The organism is Nocardia kruczakiae NBRC 101016 (assembly GCF_001612965.1).
GTDB classification, from domain to species: Bacteria; Actinomycetota; Actinomycetes; order Mycobacteriales; family Mycobacteriaceae; genus Nocardia; species Nocardia kruczakiae.
Map to the genome: position 1 here is coordinate 17144 of NZ_BDBL01000061.1, position 21065 is coordinate 38208.

18 protein-coding genes and 1 pseudogene are annotated in these 21065 nt (G+C 69.6%); 5 read left to right on the forward strand and 14 right to left on the reverse strand.

The features are described 5' to 3' along the window. Positions 1–84 precede the first annotated feature (84 nt). Together NK1_RS30610 and NK1_RS30615 are read right to left on the reverse strand one after the other, a co-directional pair. Positions 85–1128, reverse strand: a complete 1044-nt coding sequence (locus tag NK1_RS30610) for an Rv2578c family radical SAM protein (RefSeq protein WP_063014361.1) — start codon at positions 1126–1128, stop codon at positions 85–87. A gap of 90 nt (positions 1129–1218) precedes the next feature. After that, positions 1219–2211, reverse strand: coding sequence for an NAD-dependent epimerase/dehydratase family protein (locus NK1_RS30615; RefSeq protein ID WP_063014363.1), 993 nt, complete (start codon positions 2209–2211; stop codon positions 1219–1221). Between the two features lie 176 nt (positions 2212–2387). On the opposite strand from NK1_RS30615, the gene NK1_RS30620 reads away from it, so the two are divergent. From NK1_RS30620 to NK1_RS30630, 3 genes are all read left to right on the forward strand, one after another. Further along, positions 2388–2711, forward strand: a complete 324-nt coding sequence (locus tag NK1_RS30620) for a type VII secretion target (protein ID WP_063014365.1) — start codon at positions 2388–2390, stop codon at positions 2709–2711. Between the two features lie 3 nt (positions 2712–2714). Beyond that, complete coding sequence (locus tag NK1_RS30625; protein ID WP_063014367.1) at positions 2715–4385, forward strand: hypothetical protein; 1671 nt, start codon at positions 2715–2717, stop codon at positions 4383–4385. A gap of 208 nt (positions 4386–4593) precedes the next feature. Next, the gene (locus NK1_RS30630) at positions 4594–5463 is read left to right on the forward strand and encodes a TIGR03619 family F420-dependent LLM class oxidoreductase (RefSeq protein ID WP_063014369.1); all 870 of its coding nucleotides are present in this window, start codon (positions 4594–4596) and stop codon (positions 5461–5463) included. 25 nt (positions 5464–5488) lie between these two features. Here the strand turns inward: NK1_RS30630 and NK1_RS30635 are convergent, their stop codons facing one another. The 4 genes from NK1_RS30635 to hisS form a co-directional block, all read right to left on the reverse strand. Next, positions 5489–6496, reverse strand: coding sequence for a malate dehydrogenase (locus tag NK1_RS30635; RefSeq protein WP_063014371.1), 1008 nt, complete (start codon positions 6494–6496; stop codon positions 5489–5491). Positions 6497–6710: 214 nt separating this feature from the next. After that, a complete protein-coding gene (locus NK1_RS30640; protein WP_062997770.1) occupies positions 6711–6890 on the reverse strand; it encodes a hypothetical protein in 180 nt (59 codons plus the stop codon). A gap of 310 nt (positions 6891–7200) precedes the next feature. Next, a complete protein-coding gene (locus NK1_RS30645) occupies positions 7201–7857 on the reverse strand; it encodes a hypothetical protein (protein WP_063014373.1) in 657 nt (218 codons plus the stop codon). Positions 7858–7948: 91 nt separating this feature from the next. After that, a complete protein-coding gene (hisS, locus tag NK1_RS30650) occupies positions 7949–9226 on the reverse strand; it encodes a histidine--tRNA ligase (protein ID WP_063014375.1) in 1278 nt (425 codons plus the stop codon). A gap of 165 nt (positions 9227–9391) precedes the next feature. Between hisS and NK1_RS30655 the strand changes: the two genes are divergently transcribed. Together NK1_RS30655 and NK1_RS30660 are read left to right on the forward strand one after the other, a co-directional pair. Further along, positions 9392–10258, forward strand: coding sequence for a peptidylprolyl isomerase (locus tag NK1_RS30655; RefSeq protein WP_063014377.1), 867 nt, complete (start codon positions 9392–9394; stop codon positions 10256–10258). A 199-nt stretch (positions 10259–10457) separates the two neighbouring features. Continuing rightward, on the forward strand, positions 10458–11021 hold the full coding sequence (locus NK1_RS30660) for a hypothetical protein (protein WP_063014379.1): 564 nt from the start codon (positions 10458–10460) through the stop codon (positions 11019–11021). 95 nt (positions 11022–11116) lie between these two features. On the opposite strand, the gene NK1_RS30665 is transcribed toward NK1_RS30660, so the two are convergent. From NK1_RS30665 to NK1_RS34075, 8 genes and pseudogenes are all read right to left on the reverse strand, one after another. Next, positions 11117–11509: a DUF4913 domain-containing protein gene (locus NK1_RS30665; protein ID WP_063014381.1), complete on the reverse strand. Its 393-nt coding sequence runs from the start codon at positions 11507–11509 to the stop codon at positions 11117–11119. Further along, positions 11506–13341 carry a type IV secretory system conjugative DNA transfer family protein gene (locus NK1_RS30670; RefSeq protein WP_063014387.1) on the reverse strand — a complete coding sequence of 612 codons (1836 nt, stop codon included), beginning with the start codon at positions 13339–13341 and terminating at the stop codon, positions 11506–11508. Before NK1_RS30670 ends, NK1_RS30665 begins: the two co-directional genes overlap by 4 nt. 36 nt (positions 13342–13377) lie before the next feature. After that, the gene (locus tag NK1_RS30675; protein WP_084461810.1) at positions 13378–13890 is read right to left on the reverse strand and encodes a hypothetical protein; all 513 of its coding nucleotides are present in this window, start codon (positions 13888–13890) and stop codon (positions 13378–13380) included. 104 nt (positions 13891–13994) lie between these two features. Continuing rightward, on the reverse strand, positions 13995–15698 hold the full coding sequence (locus NK1_RS30680) for a peptidoglycan DD-metalloendopeptidase family protein (protein WP_063014391.1): 1704 nt from the start codon (positions 15696–15698) through the stop codon (positions 13995–13997). 10 nt (positions 15699–15708) lie between these two features. Continuing rightward, complete coding sequence (locus NK1_RS30685) at positions 15709–15978, reverse strand: transposase (protein ID WP_227463133.1); 270 nt, start codon at positions 15976–15978, stop codon at positions 15709–15711. 35 nt (positions 15979–16013) lie between these two features. Next, positions 16014–19358 (reverse strand): hypothetical protein, encoded by a 3345-nt coding sequence (locus NK1_RS35940; protein ID WP_245660950.1) that lies wholly within the window; start codon positions 19356–19358, stop codon positions 16014–16016. Between the two features lie 6 nt (positions 19359–19364). Continuing rightward, the gene (locus tag NK1_RS30695; RefSeq protein ID WP_063014393.1) at positions 19365–20855 is read right to left on the reverse strand and encodes an SCO6880 family protein; all 1491 of its coding nucleotides are present in this window, start codon (positions 20853–20855) and stop codon (positions 19365–19367) included. Continuing rightward, positions 20852–21065 (reverse strand): annotated as a pseudogene (locus NK1_RS34075) (hypothetical protein); the annotation flags it as partial. The pseudogene NK1_RS34075 and the gene NK1_RS30695, both read right to left, overlap by 4 nt.

Sequence of the window (21065 nt, forward strand, 5' to 3'; positions counted from 1 at the left end):
CGCCGAGCATGCGGTACAACGAATTTCGGCCGCGAGCGACCGGGCCCCCAGGGGCCGGTGGTCCGCCGGTATCCGGCGGAGCGATCAACCGAACAACGCCAACTGCGGGTCGGACCGTATTGCCTGCACGTCACCGTCCGGCTCGGAGGGGCCGGCGGCCCGGCCCCGCGCCGGTAGGTCCCGGTGCCGATCGAGCCGATACCGGGCCAGCAGCGGATCCACTCGCTGCCGTAACCACGCAGAGTACTCCGGTGTGACGTACGCCCCACGACCGTACAACTGCCGGTATCGCCGCAGCAGCGCCGGGTGATGTTCGGCCAGCCATTCCAGGAACCAGCCCCGGGTACTTCCGCGCAGATGCATGGGCAGCACGGTGGCCCGCGCCCCGCCGGACGCCGCGATCGCGCCGAGTAATCGATGTAGATGGTCGACGTCGTCGGTGAGATACGGGATGACGGGAGCCACCATCACGTTCACGTCGAATCCGGCCTCGGCCAGCGACCGCACCAGTTCCAGCCGCGCCCGGGGGCCGGGCGTACCCGGCTCGACCGCGCGATGCAGTTCCTCGTCGACCGTCGCGATCGACACCGCCAGACTCACCGGGACCACCCGGGCCGCTTCCACCAACAGTGGCAGGTCCCGCCGCAGCAGCGTGCCCTTGGTGAGGATGGAGAACGGCGTATCCGCGTCGGTGAGGGCGGCGATGATCCCCGGCATCAGGCGGTAACGCCCCTCGGCCCGCTGGTAGGGATCGGTGTTGGTGCCCAGCGCGACCGGGTCGCGCCGCCACGAGCGGCGGCGCAATTCCTGGCGCAGCACCGCGGCCACGTTCGTCTTCACCACGATCTGGGTGTCGAAATCACGCCCGGCATCCAGGTCCAGATATTCGTGGGTGGGGCGGGCGAAGCAGTACCTGCAGGCGTGTGAACAGCCGCGCATCGGATTGATCGTCCATTCGAACGGCACCGCCGAACGCTGCGGCACCTTGTTCAGCGCACTCTTGCACAGCACTTCATGGAAGGTGACGCCCTCGAAGTCCGGCGTCTGCACGCTGCGGACGAATCCGGCACGCTCCAGCCCTGGGAGCGCGCCGTCATCGGCTGCCGGGTTCTGGTTCTGCCATCGCACCCGTCCAGTCGAACACCCGTTCGATACGATGTCAAGGACAGCGCCACGCCCGCACCCCGTTCATGCCGCGGCGCCGTCCCGGAAGGACCGTCAGGCCATGCTGCTCGCGACCGTACGCACCGGCTCGCCCTTGTAGAAGGCCACCAGGTCACGCACGGTTTCCTCGGTCGGACGCGGCAGGTAGCCGAGTTCGGTCCGCGCCTTGGTCCCGTCGATCTCGGGTGCCGACAGCAGCGCTCCCATCGCCGCCCGCGACACCCGGTCGCTGCCGAGCATCTTCCCGATCGGTTCCAGCACCGGTAGCGCCCCGGAGATCACCTTGGCCGGAATGGCGAAGCGCGGCCCCCGCTTCCCGTTGACCTGGGCGGCGAGCTGGGTGACCTCGAGCATCGTCACCATTGCCCCGGAAAGCAGATAGTTCTCGCCGGTACGCCCGCGCTCGCCCGCGAGAATCAGGCCGGTGGCGACGTCACGCACGTCGACCAGATCGAATCCGCCGCCGATCATCACCGGCACCCGGCCGCGCGCGGCATCCCACAGCGTCGTGTTGATCCGGGAATCGGAGTGGTCGACCGGGCCGTAGACGCCGGTCGGATTGCAGATCACGGCGTCCAGACCCCGATCGACGACCGCACGCAATTCCACCTCGCCCTGGAATTTGGATCGGTCGTAGACGGGCAACGCCGGATCGACGGAGCGCGGCGCGTTCTCGTCGATGCGGCCACCACAGCTGTACTGGTTGAAGGCGTGGATCGAACTGGCGTGCACCATGCGCCGGGCGCCGACCGCCAGCGCGGCTTCGGCCACCACGCGCACACCTTCGGTGTTCACCCGCCAGGCCAGGTCGTTGCGATGCGCCAGGGTGATCACGGCGACCAGGTGGTAGACCACCTCCGCTCCGGCCAGAGCCGAACGCATCGATGCCGGGTCCAGCACGTCGCCGCTCACCCAGGTCACACTCGGATCCGTTGCGCCGGAGGGCCGAACCCGATCGATGGCGGCCACTTCGTGACCGCGCTCCACCAGCTGGTGAAGCAGATTCGTGCCAAGGAAGCCGGCTGCGCCGGTGACTGCGACCTTCATGCGACGAGAATATAGAACCCGTTCTAATTTGCAACAAGTTCTAGTTTGTCGGACTCGAATCGCGTCGGCCGGGTCGGTTATATTGAGCCCAGCCCAGCCTCCGGTCGACGCCCGGTCGCCGAGGCTTGTTCGACGTTGACGACTGAGTTGACCACGATGATTGGGGGGCAAGTTCGATGAGCGATCTCACCGCCGACCAGAGCGCGATCAGCGCGTTCGGGGCGACACATCAGAGCATCGGAACCGAAATCGCCGGCGCGGCCAATATGGATACCGCGACGCACGTCGCCGCGATGACGCCCGTCTTCGGGCTCATCGGGGCCGACTACCTGGCGATGTTCGCGGCGGCGCAGGTCTTGCACTGCAGCGATGTCAACGATCTGTCGGCCAAATGTAATCACTTGGGGCAGTCCGCATTCGGCACCGTCGCGATCCTCGGCGACAACGACGCAGCCGCCGCCGGCACCCTGGGCGCCATCGGCAACGCGATCGGAGGCTGATCGGTGCACACCATCGGTTCCGGTACCGACAGCGGCGTCATCGCCGCACCGGCCGCCCCCGCGCCCGACACCTCACCGATCGCGCCCGCCGCACCGGTCTCCCTCCCGGACGCCACGCCGGCCTCGGCCGCACAGCAGGGTCCGATCACCGACATTCCGCTCCCGCAGCTGCCGCCGGATACGCCGCCCGCCTCGGCGCCGGCCTTCACCACCGCGCGGAAAGAGTTCGAGGACAACGGTTCCCACGGAATCGGCGCTCCGCACCTGCCCGGCGGGGGTTCCGGCGCCCCCGATGCCGGTGACGGCCACCCCGCAGTGCTGGGCGACGCCGCGTCGCCGCTGCTCGGCGCGGGCCACGACGCGTTGCATCAGGCCGCCGGTGCGGTCGGCGGGGTACCCGGCGCGCAGCATGTGCTCGACGGCGCCCAGGCCGCACTGAATCAGGCGCCCGCCGCACTCGACGGTGCCGCCGGTGCGGTCCAGCAGGCCGCTGCCCCGGTCGCCGCGGCAGTGCCGGCGAATCTGCCACCGATGTTCGCCGATCCGGTGGCCGCGCTGATGAGCGGTATGGCGCTGCCCGCGCTGCCGGGGATCGACGTGCTGTTCAAGCCGTTCCTCGACCTGCTGTCGAGTTTCGGCACCGGCGTGATGGGGGCACTCAATCCGGCCGATCTGCTCAGCCAGTCCTCACAGGTCATCCAGAGCGCCATGCAGATCGGTATGGGTGCGAAGAAGTCGGTCGAGCAGGTCTGGCAGGGCCAGTCGGCCACCAGCGCCCAGACCGCGGGCCGGCAGGTGCAGGCCCACGGCGAGGACGCCAGCCAGCGCGGCTTCGACATCTCGAAACTCACCGACGAAGCCGCGGCGGTGGTGCAGCGCGGCAACGTCCAGCTCACTCAGGTCGCCCAGTCCTTCGCGACCCAGGCCGGCGCGCTCGCGCCCGTCGCCTTCACTCCCCCGGGCCAGGCCACGCTGATCGCCGCGGCCACCGAACATCTCGGCCAGGCGGTCACGATCGTGAACGCCACCCGAGGCGAATTGGGGGGCTACACAGGCCAATTGGCGAACGTGGTCAACCAGCTCGCGGGCCAGTACGCACCGCAGGCGGCCGATGCCGCGCAGGCGGTGGCGCAGAACGTCGGACAGCCCATCGTGGAGCAGGCCCAGAGCCTCCTGTCGGGCGGGGGCGCGGACACCCAGGCCGCCGGTCTCGGTGACCTGAGCGGTTCCGGGCTGTCCGGGACTTCGACGCATGCCAGCGCCTTCGGTGGTAACGGCGCGCACCCGGGGTCGATGAGCGGCAGTGGCGGCGGCGCGCTGAGCGGCCTCACCGGAGGACTCGGCGCCACCGCCTCCGGTGGCGGCGCGGCGGCCAAGCCCGGCCTCGGGTCCGCGATGCCCGGCGCCCGCCCCGGGATCCCCGGGATGCCGTTCGGCCCTGGCATGCCCGGTACGCCCGGCCAGGGCACGCCCGGTTCGGGTTTCATGGGCGGCGGCACACCGGCGGCCGGGCAGCGCAACGCCGACGACGATCGCGGCCGCACGGTGCAGAACTACCAGAGCCTCACCGGCAACACCGACCTCACCGGCCCGCTGGGAGAGACCACCCCCGAGGTCATCGGCCAGACCCATTCCGACGAGCTCATCAGCGATTACGAGAACGACCAGCTCTGATCGCCGCGGCGCGGCAGCCGCATCGTCGCACCGGATGGCCCGGACCGTATGGTCCGGGCCATTCCGCGTCGGGAGCCGGACTTAGAACAGGTTCATTCGACCGATCAGTGGTCGAACTCGGGACAACGCACTGCCTATCCCACTAGGATCGCCAGCACAACTAGAATCTGTTCTAGTTTCATATCGGCAACACCCGAGAGGACCACCGATGCGTTTCACCTACGCGGAGGCGATGACCGATCCGGCGCACTACGTACCGCTGGCACAGGCCGCGGAGGCGGCCGGATTCCACAGTATGACCATCGCCGACAGCGTCGCCTATCCCGCGGAGTCGGATTCGACCTATCCGTACACCCCGGACGGCAACCGGGAATTCCTCGACGGTAAGCCGTTCATCGAGGCGTTCATCCTCTCCGCGGCACTGGCCGCGGTGACCACCACGCTGCGGTTCACGCCCTTCGTGGTGAAGCTGCCGATCCGCCCGCCGGTGCTGGTGGCCAAACAGGCCGCCTCCCTGGCCTACCTCAGCGGCAACCGCTTCTCGCTGGGGGTCGGGATCAGCCCGTGGCCCGAGGACTTCCAGATCATGGGCGTGCCGTTCGAGCGGCGCGGCAAGCGCATGGACGAATGCATCGAAATCGTCCGTGGCCTCTCCCGCGGCGAGTACTTCGAATACCACGGCGAGTTCTACGACATTCCGAAGATCAAGATCACCCCGGGCGCCACCGAACCGCTCCCGATCCTCGTCGGCGGGCACAGCGATGCCGCGCTCCGACGCGCCGTGCGCCTGTGCGACGGCTGGATGCACGCCGGCGGCGACCCCGAGGATCTCGACCGCATGCTCGCCCGGCTGAACGAATTGCGTTCCGAGCGTGACGCATCCACGCCGTTCGAGATCCACGCGGCCTCGCTGGACGCCTACACCACCGACGGCATCAAACGGCTCGAGGACAAGGGCGTCACCGACGTGATCGTCGGCTTCCGCTACCCGTACGTCGCCGGCGACGACACCGAACCGCTCGCGGACAAGATCGCGCATCTGGAGAAGTACGCGGAGAAGGTCATCGCCAAGGTGTGATCGGCGGCGCGAGCGGTCGATCGGCTCAGCCGCGCTTGGCGAAGCCGAGATCGATCACCGCCTCGCGCTCGGCCGCGAGTTCGGCGACGCTGAGATCGATACGCTCACGCGAGAATTCGCCGATCTCCAGATCCGGCACGATCGAGTATTCACCACCGGCACACGTCACCGGGAACGAACTGATGAGCCCTTCCGGCACCCCGTAGGAGCCGTCGGAAGGCACCGCCATCGACACCCAGTCACCGGCCGCGGTGCCCAGCACCCAATCGTGAATGTGGTCGATGGCCGCACTCGCCGCACTGGCCGCCGAGGACGCTCCGCGTGCGGCGATGATCGCAGTACCGCGCTGCTGGACGGTGGGGATGAAGGTCTCGCGCACCCAGGCCGGATCGTCGATTACGCGATCGGCCGGTCGCCCGCCGATCAGGGTGTGGCTGATATCCGGATACTGCGTCGCGGAGTGGTTGCCCCACACCGTCATTCGCGTGATCGACGAGCCCGGGGCGCCGCTGCGCGCCGCGAGCTGGGCGATGGCCCGGTTGTGGTCGAGGCGGGTCAGCGCGGTGAAGCGCGCCGCGGGCACGTCGGGCGCGTTGCTCATCGCGATGAAGGCGTTGGTATTGGCCGGATTTCCGACCACCAGCACCTTCACATCGTCGGCCGCGCTGGCGTTGATGGCCGCCCCCTGATCGGTGAAGATCGGGCCGTTGGCCGCCAGCAGATCCGAACGTTCCATCCCGGCGGTGCGCGGACGGGCGCCGACCAGGACGGCGACCGAGGCGCCGTCGAATCCCACCCACGGATCGTCGCTGATGTCGATCGATTCGAGCAGCGGGAAAGCGCCGTCCTCGAGCTCCATCGCCACCCCTTCGACGGCGCCGACGGCCGCCGGGATCTCCAGCAACCGCAGGCGCACCGGTGTCCGCGGCCCGAGCATGGCGCCGGAGGCGATGCGGAACAGAAGCCCGTAGGCGATCTGACCGGCGGCTCCGGTGACGGTGACGGTCACGGGCGTGCGGGCGGCATGGCTCACGACAACTCCTTGTTCACGAGAACTCGACGGTCGGCTTCGATCTTCACCCTAACGACCCTCACCGGCCGAACCCCCTCACCGTGAGCAACCAGACAGCTCGAGCGGATCCCTACCGTCCCGCAATCGTTTTCGATGATCCGTCCGGCGGGCTCGCCCGTCGTCTGCACACGCGGAAGGGGTGCCACCCCCCGGCGGCACCCCTTCTCGCGATAGCTCAGATGCACCAGACGACACTGCCCAAGGGGAAGCAGATCGCGACGGAACCGTCGATATCGCTGGCCGTCGGAGAGGTGCTCGATGGGCTCGCGGCAGATGCGGCGGGGGCGACGACGGCGCCGAGGGCCACTGCGAGGGCGGCAACAGCGGCCGCTTTACGGAATTTGATGGTGTGCATGACGAACCCTTCGTTGGAACTCTTTTCGATCCTGGAAACCTTCCAAGTCTCAGTGTTCGCTGCGCGCCGGAGTATTACTAGACACGAAAGGTCAAACCCAAGCCGGTTCGGGTACCAGTGTGGTCACAGGCCCGCCATACGACCGAACCTCGACCGAGCCAGAGTAAGCCGAAAAGTTGCTGACCGGGGTGGATGTCGAAAAGGCCGCCCGCGCCGCCACGGCCGCGCTCGTTACCGGACGGTGACCCCATATCGTTCATGCCGCGCACCGCAGCGGCGAACTACGTCCGTTTCGCCTGGAGCGTGACGTTCACGCTGCGCTATCCCGACTCAGCGTCGCGATATCGCTGTCGCTCAGCCGCACCGGCTGCACGATGTCGCGCGCCCGCACCAGTTTCACCGCTCGATACAGCGGCCGCTCCTCCAGCCCGGCGTCACGAGCCTCGGCCCGCAACTGCCCGACCAGCAATCCGGACAACGCCAGCGCGGCGGCCAGCTCCGCGGACGAGAGCGCGTCGGCGAGCGTGCGCAACCCCAGGATGTGCAGTTCGCGTCCGCTGCCGGCATCGGTGTACATCGCCAGCGGCACGGTCTGGGTCCGGCCACCGGCGGTGATCCGCAGCGCGATCCGGCTCAACCGCCCCGGGTACACGAGCACCTCGACACCTGTCGCCGCGGCGACGTCGAGCCGTCGCTGGCCCACCAGCGTCCGAGCCTCGATCACCGTGCCCGACAACCACATTCGCCGCCGCCGGACCGCCAGCGCGTAGATCGCCGTCGGCGCGCCGAGCACCCCGCCGACCACGATACCGGCCGGCCAGCTCACGACCAGCCCCACCACCACGCCGACGACGACACCCGCGCCGATCGCGCCCAGCGCCAGCCGCCGCAGCATCGGCGCGTACAGCTCCGGGGCGATGAGGTCGAGGCCGACCGGTTGCGGCGCCGCGGAATTCGCGTCGTTCACGAGGCCGCGCTCATCCGCGCGCGCCGCGCCGGGCAGGCCGCTGACCGGAAACCGATGCGCGCCACGGGATTCGAGACATCCTCGGACCGTACTACCGTTGCCCGGCCAGCGCCGCCGACACCTGCGCCACGACCTCGGCGAGCGGGATCTGACGCTGGTCACCGGAGCCGAGGTCCTTCAAACCCACCTGCTCGTCGGCCAGATCACGGTCGCCCAGGACCAGCGCGAACGCCGCACCGGACCGGTCGGCCGCCTTCATCGCGCCCTTCACGCCGCGGCCACCGTAGGCGAGATCGACCCGGATTCCGGCCGCGCGCAGTTCGGCCGCGAGCACGACCAGCCGGGCCATCGCGGCCTCCCCCAGCGGCACGCCGAATACGTCGACCCGCGCCGGTTCGCCCGCGGCCTTACCCTCGGCCTGCAGCGCCAGCATGGTGCGGTCGACGCCGAGTCCGAACCCGATCCCGGACAGCGGCTGGCCGCCCAGTTCCGCCATCAGCCCGTCGTAGCGGCCACCGCCGCCGATACCGGACTGCGCGCCCAGGCCGTCGTGGACGAACTCGAAGGTGGTCTTGGTGTAGTAGTCCAGGCCACGCACCATGCGCGGATTGATCACGTACGGCACGCCGAGCGCGTCCAGGTGGCTCAGCACCTGCTCGAAGTGGGCCTTCGCGGAGTCGGAGAGGTGGTCGAGCATCAGCGGCGCGTCGGCGGTCAGGGCGCGGACCTCCTTGCGCTTGTCGTCGAGCACCCGCAGCGGGTTGATCTCGGCGCGCCGGCGGGTGTCCTCGTCCAGCGGCAGCGCGAACAGGAATTCCTGCAGCAGTTCCCGATACTGCGGCCGGCAGGTCTCGTCGCCGAGCGAGGTGATCTCGAGCCGGAAGCCCTCGAGTCCCAGCGACCGGAAGCCCGCGTCGGCGACGGCGATCACCTCGGCGTCCAGCGCCGGATCGTCGACGCCGATCGCCTCCACGCCCACCTGCTGCAACTGCCGGTAGCGACCGGCCTGGGGCCGCTCGTAGCGGAAGAACGGGCCGGAATAGCACAGTTTGACCGGCAGCTGGCCGCGGTCGAGTCCGTGTTCGATCACCGCCCGCATGACGCCCGCGGTGCCTTCCGGCCGCAGGGTCACACTGCGTTCGCCGCGGTCGGCGAAGGTGTACATCTCCTTGGTGACCACATCGGTCGATTCGCCCACCCCGCGCGCGAACAGCGCGGTGTCCTCGAACACCGGCAACTCCACATGCCCGTATCCGGCCAGTCGCGCGGCGCGTACGAGTCCGTCCCGTACCGCGACGAACTCCGCCGAGGCGGGCGGCACATAATCCGGAATCCCTTTCGGGGCGGTGAAGCTGCTGGTCTTGGTCACAATGGTCCAGTTTCCCCCACCCGGACACGGCAAGTCCAACCGGTTCACCCTCCACCGAGCCGAGCTGCGCAATTGTACGGAACGATCGGGGGAAGTTAGGGGTCGTCTCAGGAAGTGATGGCACACTCTTATGCCGATACGCAACCGACACGGGAGGACCGGGTAGTGCCGACCAACGAACAGCGACGAGCGGCGGCCAAGCGCAAGCTGGAACGCCGACTGGAGCGACAGGCGCAGCGTGCGCGCAAGCGTAAGCAGCTGGCGATCGCCGGATCGGCGCTCGGTGTGGTCGTGGTCGTCGCGGCCGGCGTCGGGATCTACTACCTGACCCGCGGCGACGACACCCCCAGCGCCGCGGCCAAGACCCCCGACGCCTCGCTCTCGTCCACCCCGCAGGCCGCTGCGCCGCCGGAGGCCAAGCCGAAGACCGCGACCGTGAGCTGCTCCTACACCGATGGGGGGCAGGCCGCCAAGCCGGTGCACAAGCCCGAGCAGACCGAGGTCTCGACCACCGGCTCCCCGAAGGTCGCCATCGACACCAACCGCGGGCCGATCGGCATTTCGCTCAACGCGGGTGAATCCCCCTGCACGGTCAACAGTTTCGTGAGCCTGGTGCAGCAGAAGTTCTACGACGGCACCCCCTGCCACCGGCTGACCACCGGCGAGGGGCTGAAGGTGCTGCAGTGCGGCGATCCCAGCGGTCAGGGCAACGGCGGGCCGGGGTATGCCTTCCCCAACGAATACCCGACCGACCAATTCGCCCCCGGAGACCCCAACGCGCAGCGCGTTCCGGTGCAGTACAAGCGCGGCGTGGTGGCGATGGCCAACAGCGGCCCCGACACCAACGGCAGCCAGTTCTTCCTCGTCTACGGCGATTCCCAGCTGCCGCCGCAGTACACCATCTTCGGCACCGTCGACGAGGCCGGGCTGAAGACGCTCGACGCCATCGCCGAGGACGGCGTCGAGGATCCTTCGACCGGCGACGGCGCGCCGAAGCAGCCGGTCACGGTGAAGACGATGCAACTGAGCTGAGCCCCCGGCGCGGCCCCGGATCCGCCTGCGATGGACCGGATCCGGGGTTAGGCTGCCCTGCTCCGCGCTGGTAATCTCGTAGAACGGACTGCGCTGAAGGTGGGGCGCCGCCACGGCGAATCGACCGTTCGTGTGGCGGAGTCCGATACGAAGCATCAGAATCGTCCACAGAGACAACTGCAGCATCGGGGAGCAGGCAATGGCCGAGGAACTCGACGACATCGGCCGCGAGACAGCGGCTTTGATGAGGCAAATGTTGCAGCTTGCGACACTGGTCGCACTGCGCACCCGCGAACGTGGTCAGCGGGAAGCCGAAGCGCGCGTGAAGGTCACCCAGGAACGGGTCAAGGAGACCCGCGAGCGGTTGCTGCGCGAGGCCCGCGAAGCCAAGGCGAAGGATCCGCGCAACCTGGAATTGGCACGGATGCTCGAGCGCCCGGCACTGGCGCAAGGCATTTCGCTGGAGAAGGACCGCGAACGTGCACGGGTCGCGCGCACCCATACCGAGCGCCGGCCGGCGCGCGAACGGGAACTGACCCGGTACGACTCCCCCGAACGTCGGCAGGCGCTCGCAGCCCACCTGTCCCGGGTAGGAGTCGCGCCCGAACTGGCAGCGGTGCGCATGCTCATGGACGTCAGCCAGGCCCAGCCACCGCAGGCCGCCGTTCGCAGCCGGCCCCCGGAGCCGCCTCGGGTCACCCGGGCGCGCGAACACGACGATCGGATGCGCGAACGCGAGCGTGGGCGCGAACGCGGGCGCTGATCGACCCCCGCACGACTGTGCCGCCAACCCGGAACGGGGGGGCGACACAGTCGTTTCCGCGACAACCTGGGTAGATCGCGGCCCCGTCCGGCGGATCAGCGCTTGTACAGCTCGGCCCCGTTGGGATCGGCGAACAGGTCGCGCTGGGGCGGATTGGTCGGGAGCGGACTGAGCATGTCCTTGTGACCGTTGCGCACGCTGCAGTACTTGAACGGCCCGCGCGGATCGAACAGCTTGCTCATATGCGGGTCGGCATGCTCGAGAAACCAGGCACTCATTCCGGTCTGGCCGTCCTGACGCAGATATTCCCATGCGTGCCACAGCGCGTCGAGGCGCAATGCCGCCTCGGGGTGCTTCCACCACTCCGGGCACCACACCGTATCGGTGAGGTCAGTGACCTGCCGCCGATAGACGTCTTTCAAGAAGCTCTCCACGAATTCGCCCACGTTCGCGTAGTACGTGGCGTTGGCCTCGGTTTGGTCGTTCACAGCGGGCGAACCTCCTCGGGCTGTCCATACGTCGCGGGCGGCTCACCGGGCATCGATCCGCCGTCGAGGACGGTCCGCTCGCCCACGAGATCGCTCATGGTCGTGCGACGCTGCGGATCATGCTGTTCGATCGACTTGCGCACCTCGGCAGCGTACTCCCCTTCCCACCACGGCACGGTACGCACGAGCACCGCCGGCGACCCCGAGGAGAACACCACGGCACGCCCGCGCGGCAAGGTCGCCAGCGCATTCGCGTTGAGAGTGCGGGACGAGCCGAGTGATCGCGAATAGCTCTTGCCGCCCTTCGATTCCGAAACCGACGACGAGATGGAGTCGTAGTCGCCGATTGCCTCGGAGCGCGCGGCCAGGAATGCCATATCGTCGACGCCGGGTCCGAGCACCTTGATATTGGCTGCCGCCCACAGCGCCTCCATCCCGGCCTGCCCCCAGCACCGCACACCCTGCGCCCACGACTGGAGAACGGTCATCACGACGATGCCGCGAGATCCGAAGTGGCTGTACTGCTTCGGTAGATCCTTCCAGCGCACGATGTTGGCCGCCTCGTCGAGCACGGCGAGCAGCGGAATGGAGAGCCGGCCCATATGTTCGTGGGTCGCCTTGCGCATCGCGACGTCGACGACGGCCTCGGTGAGAGCACTGACGAGCGGGCCGGCCGAACCGCGCCCCTCCAGCGACAGGCAGTACAGGGTTCCATTGCGGTTCAGGAAGTCCCATTCGTCGAACTGGTAACGGTCGGCGCCCGGCGTCACCCACTGATGCACATTCGACAGCTTCAGGCACCGCACCATCTTCTTCGCCGTACCGAAAATGCTGTCCCGGAGCCGTTCGGCGGCGTTGTACTGCTGTGCCAAACCCGAGGCCACGTAATGGTGTCCGGCAGCGCGCAACAACTGGACCGATTCGGTGTCGGTCGGATCCGTCACCCAGTCCCATATCTGAGTGATCGGCCGGTTGGCCACGGCTGCCGCGAGGAACATGCCCGCGAGCAGATCTTCGGCCTCCGGGTCGAAGAAGCTGTCGGGCGTACCGTCACCACCGTCGTCGGCGTCGGCGAAGTGCCCCGCGAGGCGAGCCGCCCGCATCTCACATCCTTCGTGCCGGGCGTCCACCCAGGCCAGCGGATCCCAGAACCAGAGGGCACGCTCTTCGCCCGCCACGCCCTGTGGGTCGAAGACGAAGGTGCGAGACCCCTTGCCCTCCCGCACATCCCGGGTCGCGTCGACCACATCGCGTTTGTTGGAGGTGACGAGCACCGGGCCGATCGCGGACAGGATCGCCGGGATCACACGCGCGGAGGTCTTACCCTGGCGCGGACCCCAGATGTCGAGATGCAGATCCTCGTAGGAGCCGAACAGCATCACACCGTCGATCACCCCGACACCGATCGGCACGCCGGGCGAATCCTCGTAGCCGAGACGGACGCCCAGTTGCTGGGCCTTGTCCCGGACCCCGGCCTCGGTGAGTGCCGCGATCGCCCCGCCGCTGCCCATGTATTGGGCTTTGTCGTCGACGGGCAGCTTCCCGCGGCTGCGGCGCTTCTTCATCTCCCGCCGCACGAACACGAGGCCGGCGACGACCAGCACGACGAGCAGCACGATCACCGTGGAAGCGGTCGGCCACGTCAGTTGTCCGCGGGCAATCTTCGCGATGCAGGCGATCGGGTTGATCGGTACGTCCTGGGGCACCGTCGACAGCTTGTTGCCCAGATGCAGTGCGACCCAGAGGGTGCCGACCACCGCGAAACCGATGTAGATCAGATACAGGGCGAGGTCCGGTCCCGGATCGGCCGGGTCCTTCACCTTCTTCGCCATCTCGCCTCCTGAGGTGACCGAGTATGTGGCCGTGGCTCAACGGAATCCGTCGAGCCGCCAGCCGTCGGGGGTGCGGACGACGGTGGCGATCACCGTCGTGGGGGGTAGCGTCTCGCGGGAACCGTCGGAGTGCACGGCGGTCTGCTCGATACCGATTTTGAACTGCTGGTGGTCCGAATCGCCGTTGCCCGGGGCCTGTTCGCCGGAGGCGAAGGTGAACGCCTCCACGCGCACGCCCGAACGCCCCCATTCGGCCCAGCGCAGTGTCGGTTTCGGAGTCTCCTCCCCCGGCGGGACGTCGAGCGTGCGAAGCAGGCTGGGGCCCAGCCACTTCCGCGCCCGGGCCAGCGACGCTCCCTGCGCCTCGGTCGCCGGGTACCAGGTGAAGATCTCGCGCAGGGCGGCGACGGCGACACCGTCGGGAGTGCCGGGATCGGGTGCCGGAGCGGCCTCGAGCTGACGCGGCGTCGACGTGGCCGACGCCGGTGGTTCGGCCTGCTCGGACCCTCCCGCGCAGCCGGACAGCAGTGCGACGCTCACCACCAGCATCACCACCAGGTTCGCGGAGACGGCCCGTGCCGTAGGTCGGCGGCCCGGCGCCCGGAACGCCGGGCGCTGTCTCCAGGTTATCGGTCCCGCACCGCGTCGTGTCGTCACAACACCCTCCGTAACCGCGCGTCACCGGGGACGGGCGCCTCGCTCACGCCCGAGGGGTCGGCGGCACGAATCATCCGGCCGTTGCCGGCGTAGATGCCGACCTCGGCCGGGCCGCGCAACCCGAAGCGGGAGAACACCAGATCGCCCGGCTGGGCGTTGCGCATCGGCACCTCGGCCCCCGCCTCCCACTGTTGTTCCGCGGTCTGCGGCAACGTCTTCGCGCCCGAGGAGGCCGCGAACACCGCGGCCGAGGTCAGGCCGGGACCGTCCAGTCCACCGCCGGTCGGCCCCTGCGGACCACCGCCACCCCACACGTACGGGGTGCCGATCCACTGCTGTGCCGCGGCGAGGATGTCGGCGCCCGCCGAACCGTGGCCCGGCTGGAATCGGCCCATCGATCCGGGCGCCCGGTACTGCGCCTCCATGGCGAGGATATTCGTGACGTAGGGCCGCGTTTCGGAGAAGTGCGCGGCAACCTGATTGGGCATCCCCCCCGAGGCGAGGACCGCACCCTCGCCGGCGTTGTAGGCGGCCAGCGACAGCGGCACCACATCGCCGTGCACCTTGCCCTCGCCGATCCACCGCTCGACCTGATGGGCGATCGAACACATGTAGCGCCCCTGGGCGATGATCGCGTCGCCGTCGTCCCACAGGCTGGCCTGCCCGTTGCCGTCGGCGTCGAGCAGGTACGGGCGTCCGTCGTCGGGATCGGTGGCCCGGGCCGTGGTGGGCAGGAATTGGGCCAGTCCCTCGGCGCCGGCGGGCGAGGTGAGCCCGCGCTGGAATCCGGATTCCTGACGGCCCTGGGCCGCCAGCACCGACGCGGTGATCTCCGGGCAGAGCGAACCCGCACGGCGATACCAGATTTCGAGCTCCGGCGGCACCTTACCGTCGGCGAGTGCACCGCCGGCGCTGCCGAATCCCCGGCTGCACAGCGGGTTCGCCGAATACGGGAACGCGCCACCGCCGCTGGGCGTCAACGCGCCGTCGAGCCACGGCAGCGGATCGATCTGATGCCCGCCCGTCAGGCGCCCGCCGGGCACTATTTCGAAATGCAGGTGCGGACCGGTGGATTCGCCCGCCGATCCGACCGCACCGACCTCCTGACCGGCTCGCACCCGCTGCCCGACCCGCACCTTCACCCCGCTCGCCCACTCGTGGCCGTAGACGGCGGAGAAGGGGCGTCCGTTGACGTCGACGGAGTCGATCACGATCCAGTTGCCGAAACCCGACGCGGGACCGGCGGCGACGACGACACCGTCGGCCACCGCGAACTCCGGGGTGCCGTCCGGTGCGGCCAGATCCACGCCGAGATGGGTGCCGCCGCGGGCGCCGAACGTGTCCGACACCGTGAACGATCCGCCCGGCAGCGGCCAGGTGCGCCGGATCGGCGCGATTCCCGCGGCCAGCGACGGCGCGGCAGTGGCACTCGGATTCGCTTGTGCCGCAGGGATATCGGCGACACTGGGAGTAGCCGAGGTCGAGCCGCGCGGGTCGGTGGTCGCGGCCGGTGTGGTGGAACCCGATTCCGTCGCCCGCGCCGCCCACGGCGCACCGGAGGTGTCCGGCAGTCCCGAACCGGGCGTGGTCGGCTGATCGGCGCACGGATCCTCCGAGGAGGGCAGCACGATCACCACCACGAGAGTGATCAGAGAGACGACACCGCCGAGCACGAGAGCGGTGAGGGTTCTCGCGTTCACCGCGCACCCGTCATGTCGCGCGGCGGGTTTCGTTCAGGGTTTCCACCAGGGTGCGATTCATTTCCGCCGCGGCCGCCAACTGTTGTTGCAGCAGCGCCACTTTGCGGCGCAGGGCCACGGCGTCCATCCGTTCCAGGCTGGGCCCCTCCGCGGCACGCACCCAGTTGCGCACCGAATTGGTGTGCACGCCGATCTGTTCGGCGACGACCCGGCAGGCCTCCGACTCGCTGCGCAGTTTGTCGGTGAGCGCGACGACCTGTTCCACCGCCGCCTTCCGCACCTGCGGCGACACTCTCCGGTATGACCTGTGCGGCATCACGCGGCACTCCCCTCGTCGCCCCGCCGGGCCGTGGATTCGGTGAATTCGCTGAAACGCTGGTTGGTCTCGTGGATTCCGCTTTCTTTTTCCGACACGGTGAACTCCATGTGGAACGGGATGCCGGGGCGGCGATCCTCACCGATCTTGAGCAGGAACTTTCCCGTGCCGGGCGCGGGCGGGCGGGCCTGCCCCGGTTTGAGCGCCTCGCCGGTCAGCGCCTGCGGGGCCGACCAGCTGGTGACCATCTCCTCCTCGGCGGAGGTGAACGGGATCGTCGAGTCCAGGCGGTTGATCTCCTCGGGAGGCAGCGCGCCGAAGATCTTGGCGCGCGCGCGTTCCAGGAAGCCCAGCGCCTTGGCGATCGCGGCCTCCGATCCGAGCGATTGCAGGTCCTTGATGGTGTGGCTGATCATGATCAGCGAGGTCGCCATGCCGCGCTGCAGCCGGGTCAGTTCGTCGACGCGGTCGACCATGAAGTCACCGAGTCCCAGCACCTGCCACAGCTCGTCCATGACGACCTGGAAGTACCGCTGCGGCCCCAGTTTGCCGTCGGCGAGGACGTGCGCGGCCTCCACCGAGGCGAACCCGTCGGCCCAGCAGGCCAGCATCACACCGGCTTTGAGCTTCTTGTCCCCGGTCGGGATGTGCGAGACGTCGATACAGACCGCCACCGAGGAGGTGTCGATCGGCGTGGTCGTCTGACCGTTGAAGACCGCACCGAACGGCCCCTGGGTCAGTGCCCGCAGCGACCGCCGCAAGCCCTTGGTGGCCTCGTGGTATTCCTCGGTGTTGTCGGCGCCGGCGTCGAGCATCAGTTCCTGGCCGCCGCCGACCACCACCTCGAGCAGATCCTCCATGATGGGCGGTGATTCCGGCGCGAAGCCGCTGCCCTCGCGGTACAGGATGCGCAGCGCCGTGGAGATCAAGGTCTCCTCGTAGTCGCGCACGCGGGCGCCACGCACGAGTTCGACCAGACCGGCGATCAACGTGACCTGGCGGGCCCGCAGTTCCTGAGTCACCTGCAACTGCAACTGGGGGAGGTCGTCCAGCAACGGGACGATCGAGCCCAGCACACCACCCGCGAGCGGATTCAGTTTGCCGTGCCCGTAGCCGAGGTCGATGACCTGCCCGCCGACCATCTCCACCAGCTTGCGGTAGTCCGGTTTCACATCGGCCAGGATCAGCGGCGTGATCCCCTGCGCGACACCGCCGAGCACGATGCGGCGCACCAGCGAGGATTTACCGAAACCGTTGAGCCCCAGCACGAACAGGCTCGGCGCGGTGATGAAGCTGCCGCGCATGAACCAGTTCATGGGGTCGAAGCACACCGGCGCGCCGGTGTGCAGATGCGAGCCGAGCGGGGTGCCGATCAGCGGGGCGCCGGCGCCGACCGACCACGGCCACAGACCGGCGACCTGCGCTGTGGTGGCGCGGTATTCGACGGGGCGGCCCACCACGTTCATCCGGCCGCCGCCGGCTCCGATATAGCCGCGATCGGTCAATTGGGCCGTGCCACGGTCGAATCCGTCCTCGACGACCGATTCGATGCGGGCCGCGGCGTTGACGCGGCGCAGGTCGTCGGTGCGGATCCGGAACGCCGCCCACGCGGCGCGCAATCCGGCGCCCTCGCGGGCCACCGCCTCCAGCCGCGCCCGGGCCGCATCGTCGAGCAGGGGCGGGCCCTGATTCTTCTTCTTGACCGGTTTGCTGCGCCGATCCCGCCGGTTGCCCGCCTCCGCATCCGCTCGGGACGCTCGCGACAGCTGTTCGTAGGAGGCCATTTTCGAGCCGTTGCGATCACGCAGCGTGCGCTGACCCCGGCCCGTGCGCCGGGCGGGCGGCGTTTCCGTGCGCCGGCGCGCCGTCCCTGCGCCGTATTCGGTACGGGTACTCCGCCGCGGCGCCGGCTCGTAGTCACCGGTCATGTAGCGCCCTCCGCGCGTCTCGGGCGATACCTGGTCGAATCCGGCCGGCAGCTCGGCCGATTGCGGGGTGCCATGCGCATAGGACATCTCTCGATCGTCGGACCGGTCCTCCGGCCCGCCCACCCGGCGCCGGGTACGTGCCCCGGCCGAATCGTCGTGCGCCGCACCGTGGTCGGCGCCGCGTGATGTGGTAGTCGTCTCACCGCCGGCCGCATCGGCTGGACCGCTCGCACGGGAGCGCACGGATTCGGCGCTGTCCGCGACGTCGTCAGCGGGCGAGTCGCCCCGCTCGGCCGCCTCGGCCCGTTCGCCCTCCACGAGATCCGCACCCTGGTCCGGCGAGTCGTGGTGGCTCGGCTCCGCGCGCGTCGCGGTCGGCGAGTTCGTGTCGCCCGGCGAATCCTCGGTCGCACCGGCCCCCTGCTGCCGAGGGCCGCTCGCCGCCGGTGGGGTAACCGTATCGCGTTCGGCCCCATGGCTTTCGCGATCCGCGTCGTCCTCCGCGCCTGCGATCCGGCTACCGGTTCGCGGCCCCGTCGCGCCGGTCGTCGCGACGCCGTTGCCCGCCTCGATGTTCTCCGACGACGCCCTTCGCGGCGCGGAACTGCCGTCCGATCCGGTGGCACCGCGCGGGCGCGTGCTCGACGGTTCGGCTTCCCGGCCGTCGGCCGACCGGTCGCGCGTCGCCTCCGACGTCGTCCGGCCGCCCCGATTCCGCCCGGACTCGCTCGCGTCCCCGCCCGCACGGCCGCGCGCGCCGCTCGCATCGCCTGCGCCGCGACGGTTCTCGTCGCGCCCGACCGATCCGTCCCGGTCGCCGTTCGCCGGGCGACGGCGGCCGGGCTCCGGCTCGGCCCGCCGCATCGAACGCTCACCGGCGGAACCGGACCTCGCCGCATCGTCACCGCGCCGGCGCGGACTTCCCGAGCCGCGCTCTCCGGAGATCCGATCACCGCCCGAACGTCGTTGCGGCGCATCGTATTCGGTATTCCGCGCGGAGCGCGCACCCTCGCCCGCACTCGATTCGGGCGCCGGGCGGCGTTCGGTCTCCCGTCGGGAAGTCGCGGCACCTCGGGTGCGTCCCGCACCGTCGTCACCGGCACCCGTGCGCGAGTGTCCCGTCGCACGCCCACCGCGTTCCGGCGGCGCAGCGGCGTCCGGGCGGGCGCGTTCGCCCTCCTCGCGTCGCGCTCGCCGCCGCGCCGGGCGCAGCGGTACATCGTCCCAATCGGCAGGTGCGCCACCGTATTCCGAGCGGGGCAGGCCGGGCGCGTAGGCCTCGACGCCCCACTCGCCGTCGTGGGCCGTCCGCGTGCGCGGCCGGGCCTGGACCGGGTTCTCCGGATCCACCACCCGTTCGCTGTAGCGCGGTGGTTCGCCCCGGTAGCGGACCGGTGGCTCGTGCTCACCTGCCATCTGCGCTCACCCCGCCAATGCCTTGGGAATACTCGCGTGTTCCGGCAGGATCACCCCGCAGCCGAGTGAGGCCGCGAAGGCCGCCGCCTGGTAGCGGTAGCAGCGCCGGATCTTCAACCGGGCCTGTGTGGACAGGTCACGGGTAATCGCTTCGATCCGCGGCAGATCACCGCGCAGCGGTTCGGTGATGGTGACGAGCGCGCCGAACCGGGTCACACCGTGGCCGCGCGCCTGTTCCTCGCGCGCCTGTTGCGTGGCGCCGACCCGCAGCGTCGCCGAGGCGGAGACCACGCCCCGTTCGCTCTGCTGCGCGACCAGCGCGTTCTTGTAGTCGTCGTCCACGATCTCGGCGGCGTCGGCGGCCGAATGCGGCCGGTAGACGATCGCGATCCGCTTGCGCGGGACCTCCGGATTCGGCGCCAGCAGCCGCTGCAGCACCCGCTCGTCGACCGCGCCCTCGGGTGCGGCGTCCATCTCCCAGGTGACCGAGCGGCCGCCGTCGTGGATGAACTGATCCCAGCGTTCCTCGTGCGAGATCGGGCCCGCGTCGGCCCAATCCAGCCCGTGCCCGCCGATCTCGCCGGCGGCCACTTCCAGATCGGCCTGCGCCGCCGGGTCGTAGCTGCGGCGGATGAACGAGATCACCTCGTCGGCCGACATCGGCTGCGCTCGCACGCCCGCTTCGGCCAGCGCCGCGCAGATCCCCGGCAACCGGCGGCCGATCTCGACGGCCTCCTCGGCCGGATTCTTGCGTCGTTCGGCGGTGGTGGCCTTGAACGTGAGCGCCACCCGCGGCAGCAGTTGCACACGCTCCTGCGGCAATTCGGTCGCCAGCTCGTACATCACCTGCTGGGCCAGCGCCGGCGATTCCGGCCGGGTGATCGTGGAAACCTCGGTGAGCAAACGGTTTCCGGTCTCCGGGACGGTGTCGATCACCGGAACCACCGCGACGATGTCGGAGGTCTGGCCCAGCGAGGCCAGGAAGGTGCCCCAGGCGGACACCCACCGATCGATCACCGGCTGGTCGACCGCCTCATGTCCCTGCGGCCAGGCCCGCAGCACGACCGTGTACTGCGCGAACTGCGGCAGGTGGATCATGCCGAAGCTGTACCCGCCGGCGTCGATTCCCTCGTACAGCCGCGACGGCGCCATCAGACCGGGCAGGCGCGCGACGCCGCCGGGAATGCGGGAGAACCGGCCGCCGCGATAGACGTGCTCGCCCTTGCTGCGGCCGCGCAACCAATGGAACATCATCAATCCCGTCTCGTAACCGGAGCGGCCCCCCGTCCGCCACACCAGTGGAACCATCACGACCAGGCCGACGATCGCGACGAACAGCGCCGGTTTCGGCCCGGCGACCAGCGCCGTCATCAGGGCGGTGATGACGACGACGAAGCCGAGCACCGTCTCCCCCCAGCGCAGTCCGAAAAGGCCTGCGCTGCGGGGCTTCTGCCACAGCCCGTACGAGCGGCGCTCGTAGGTGTCGGTCGTCGTCATCGCGGAATGGTGCTCCTGCCGAGGTCGGGTGCGCGGTTGGCCCAGCGGTCACCGGCGATATCGCCCATGGCTTCGTCGGCGCGGTTGAGGTGCGCGCCCGCGGCCCGGGCCGTCGCGATGTTGTTCATGACTCGCGACGCGCCGGATGGTACCGCCGCCGCTCCGCCGGGGGCGCGTGGACTCGCGGGCGCCTGCTGACCCCCGCCACCG

Bases quoted from the DNA above. Each gene is read 5' to 3' on its own strand.
- NK1_RS30660 (WP_063014379.1), top strand. From the start codon at position 10,458: ATGGCCGAGGAACTCGACGACATCGGCCGCGAGACAGCGGCTTTGATG.
- NK1_RS30675 (WP_084461810.1), bottom strand. From the start codon at position 13,890: ATGCTGGTGGTGAGCGTCGCACTGCTGTCCGGCTGCGCGGGAGGGTCC.
- NK1_RS30615 (WP_063014363.1), bottom strand. From the start codon at position 2,211: ATGAAGGTCGCAGTCACCGGCGCAGCCGGCTTCCTTGGCACGAATCTG.
- NK1_RS30630 (WP_063014369.1), top strand. From the start codon at position 4,594: ATGCGTTTCACCTACGCGGAGGCGATGACCGATCCGGCGCACTACGTA.
- NK1_RS30620 (WP_063014365.1), top strand. From the start codon at position 2,388: ATGAGCGATCTCACCGCCGACCAGAGCGCGATCAGCGCGTTCGGGGCG.
- NK1_RS30695 (WP_063014393.1), bottom strand. From the start codon at position 20,855: ATGACGACGACCGACACCTACGAGCGCCGCTCGTACGGGCTGTGGCAG.
- NK1_RS30640 (WP_062997770.1), bottom strand. From the start codon at position 6,890: ATGCACACCATCAAATTCCGTAAAGCGGCCGCTGTTGCCGCCCTCGCA.
- NK1_RS30670 (WP_063014387.1), bottom strand. From the start codon at position 13,341: ATGGCGAAGAAGGTGAAGGACCCGGCCGATCCGGGACCGGACCTCGCC.
- NK1_RS35940 (WP_245660950.1), bottom strand. From the start codon at position 19,358: ATGGCAGGTGAGCACGAGCCACCGGTCCGCTACCGGGGCGAACCACCG.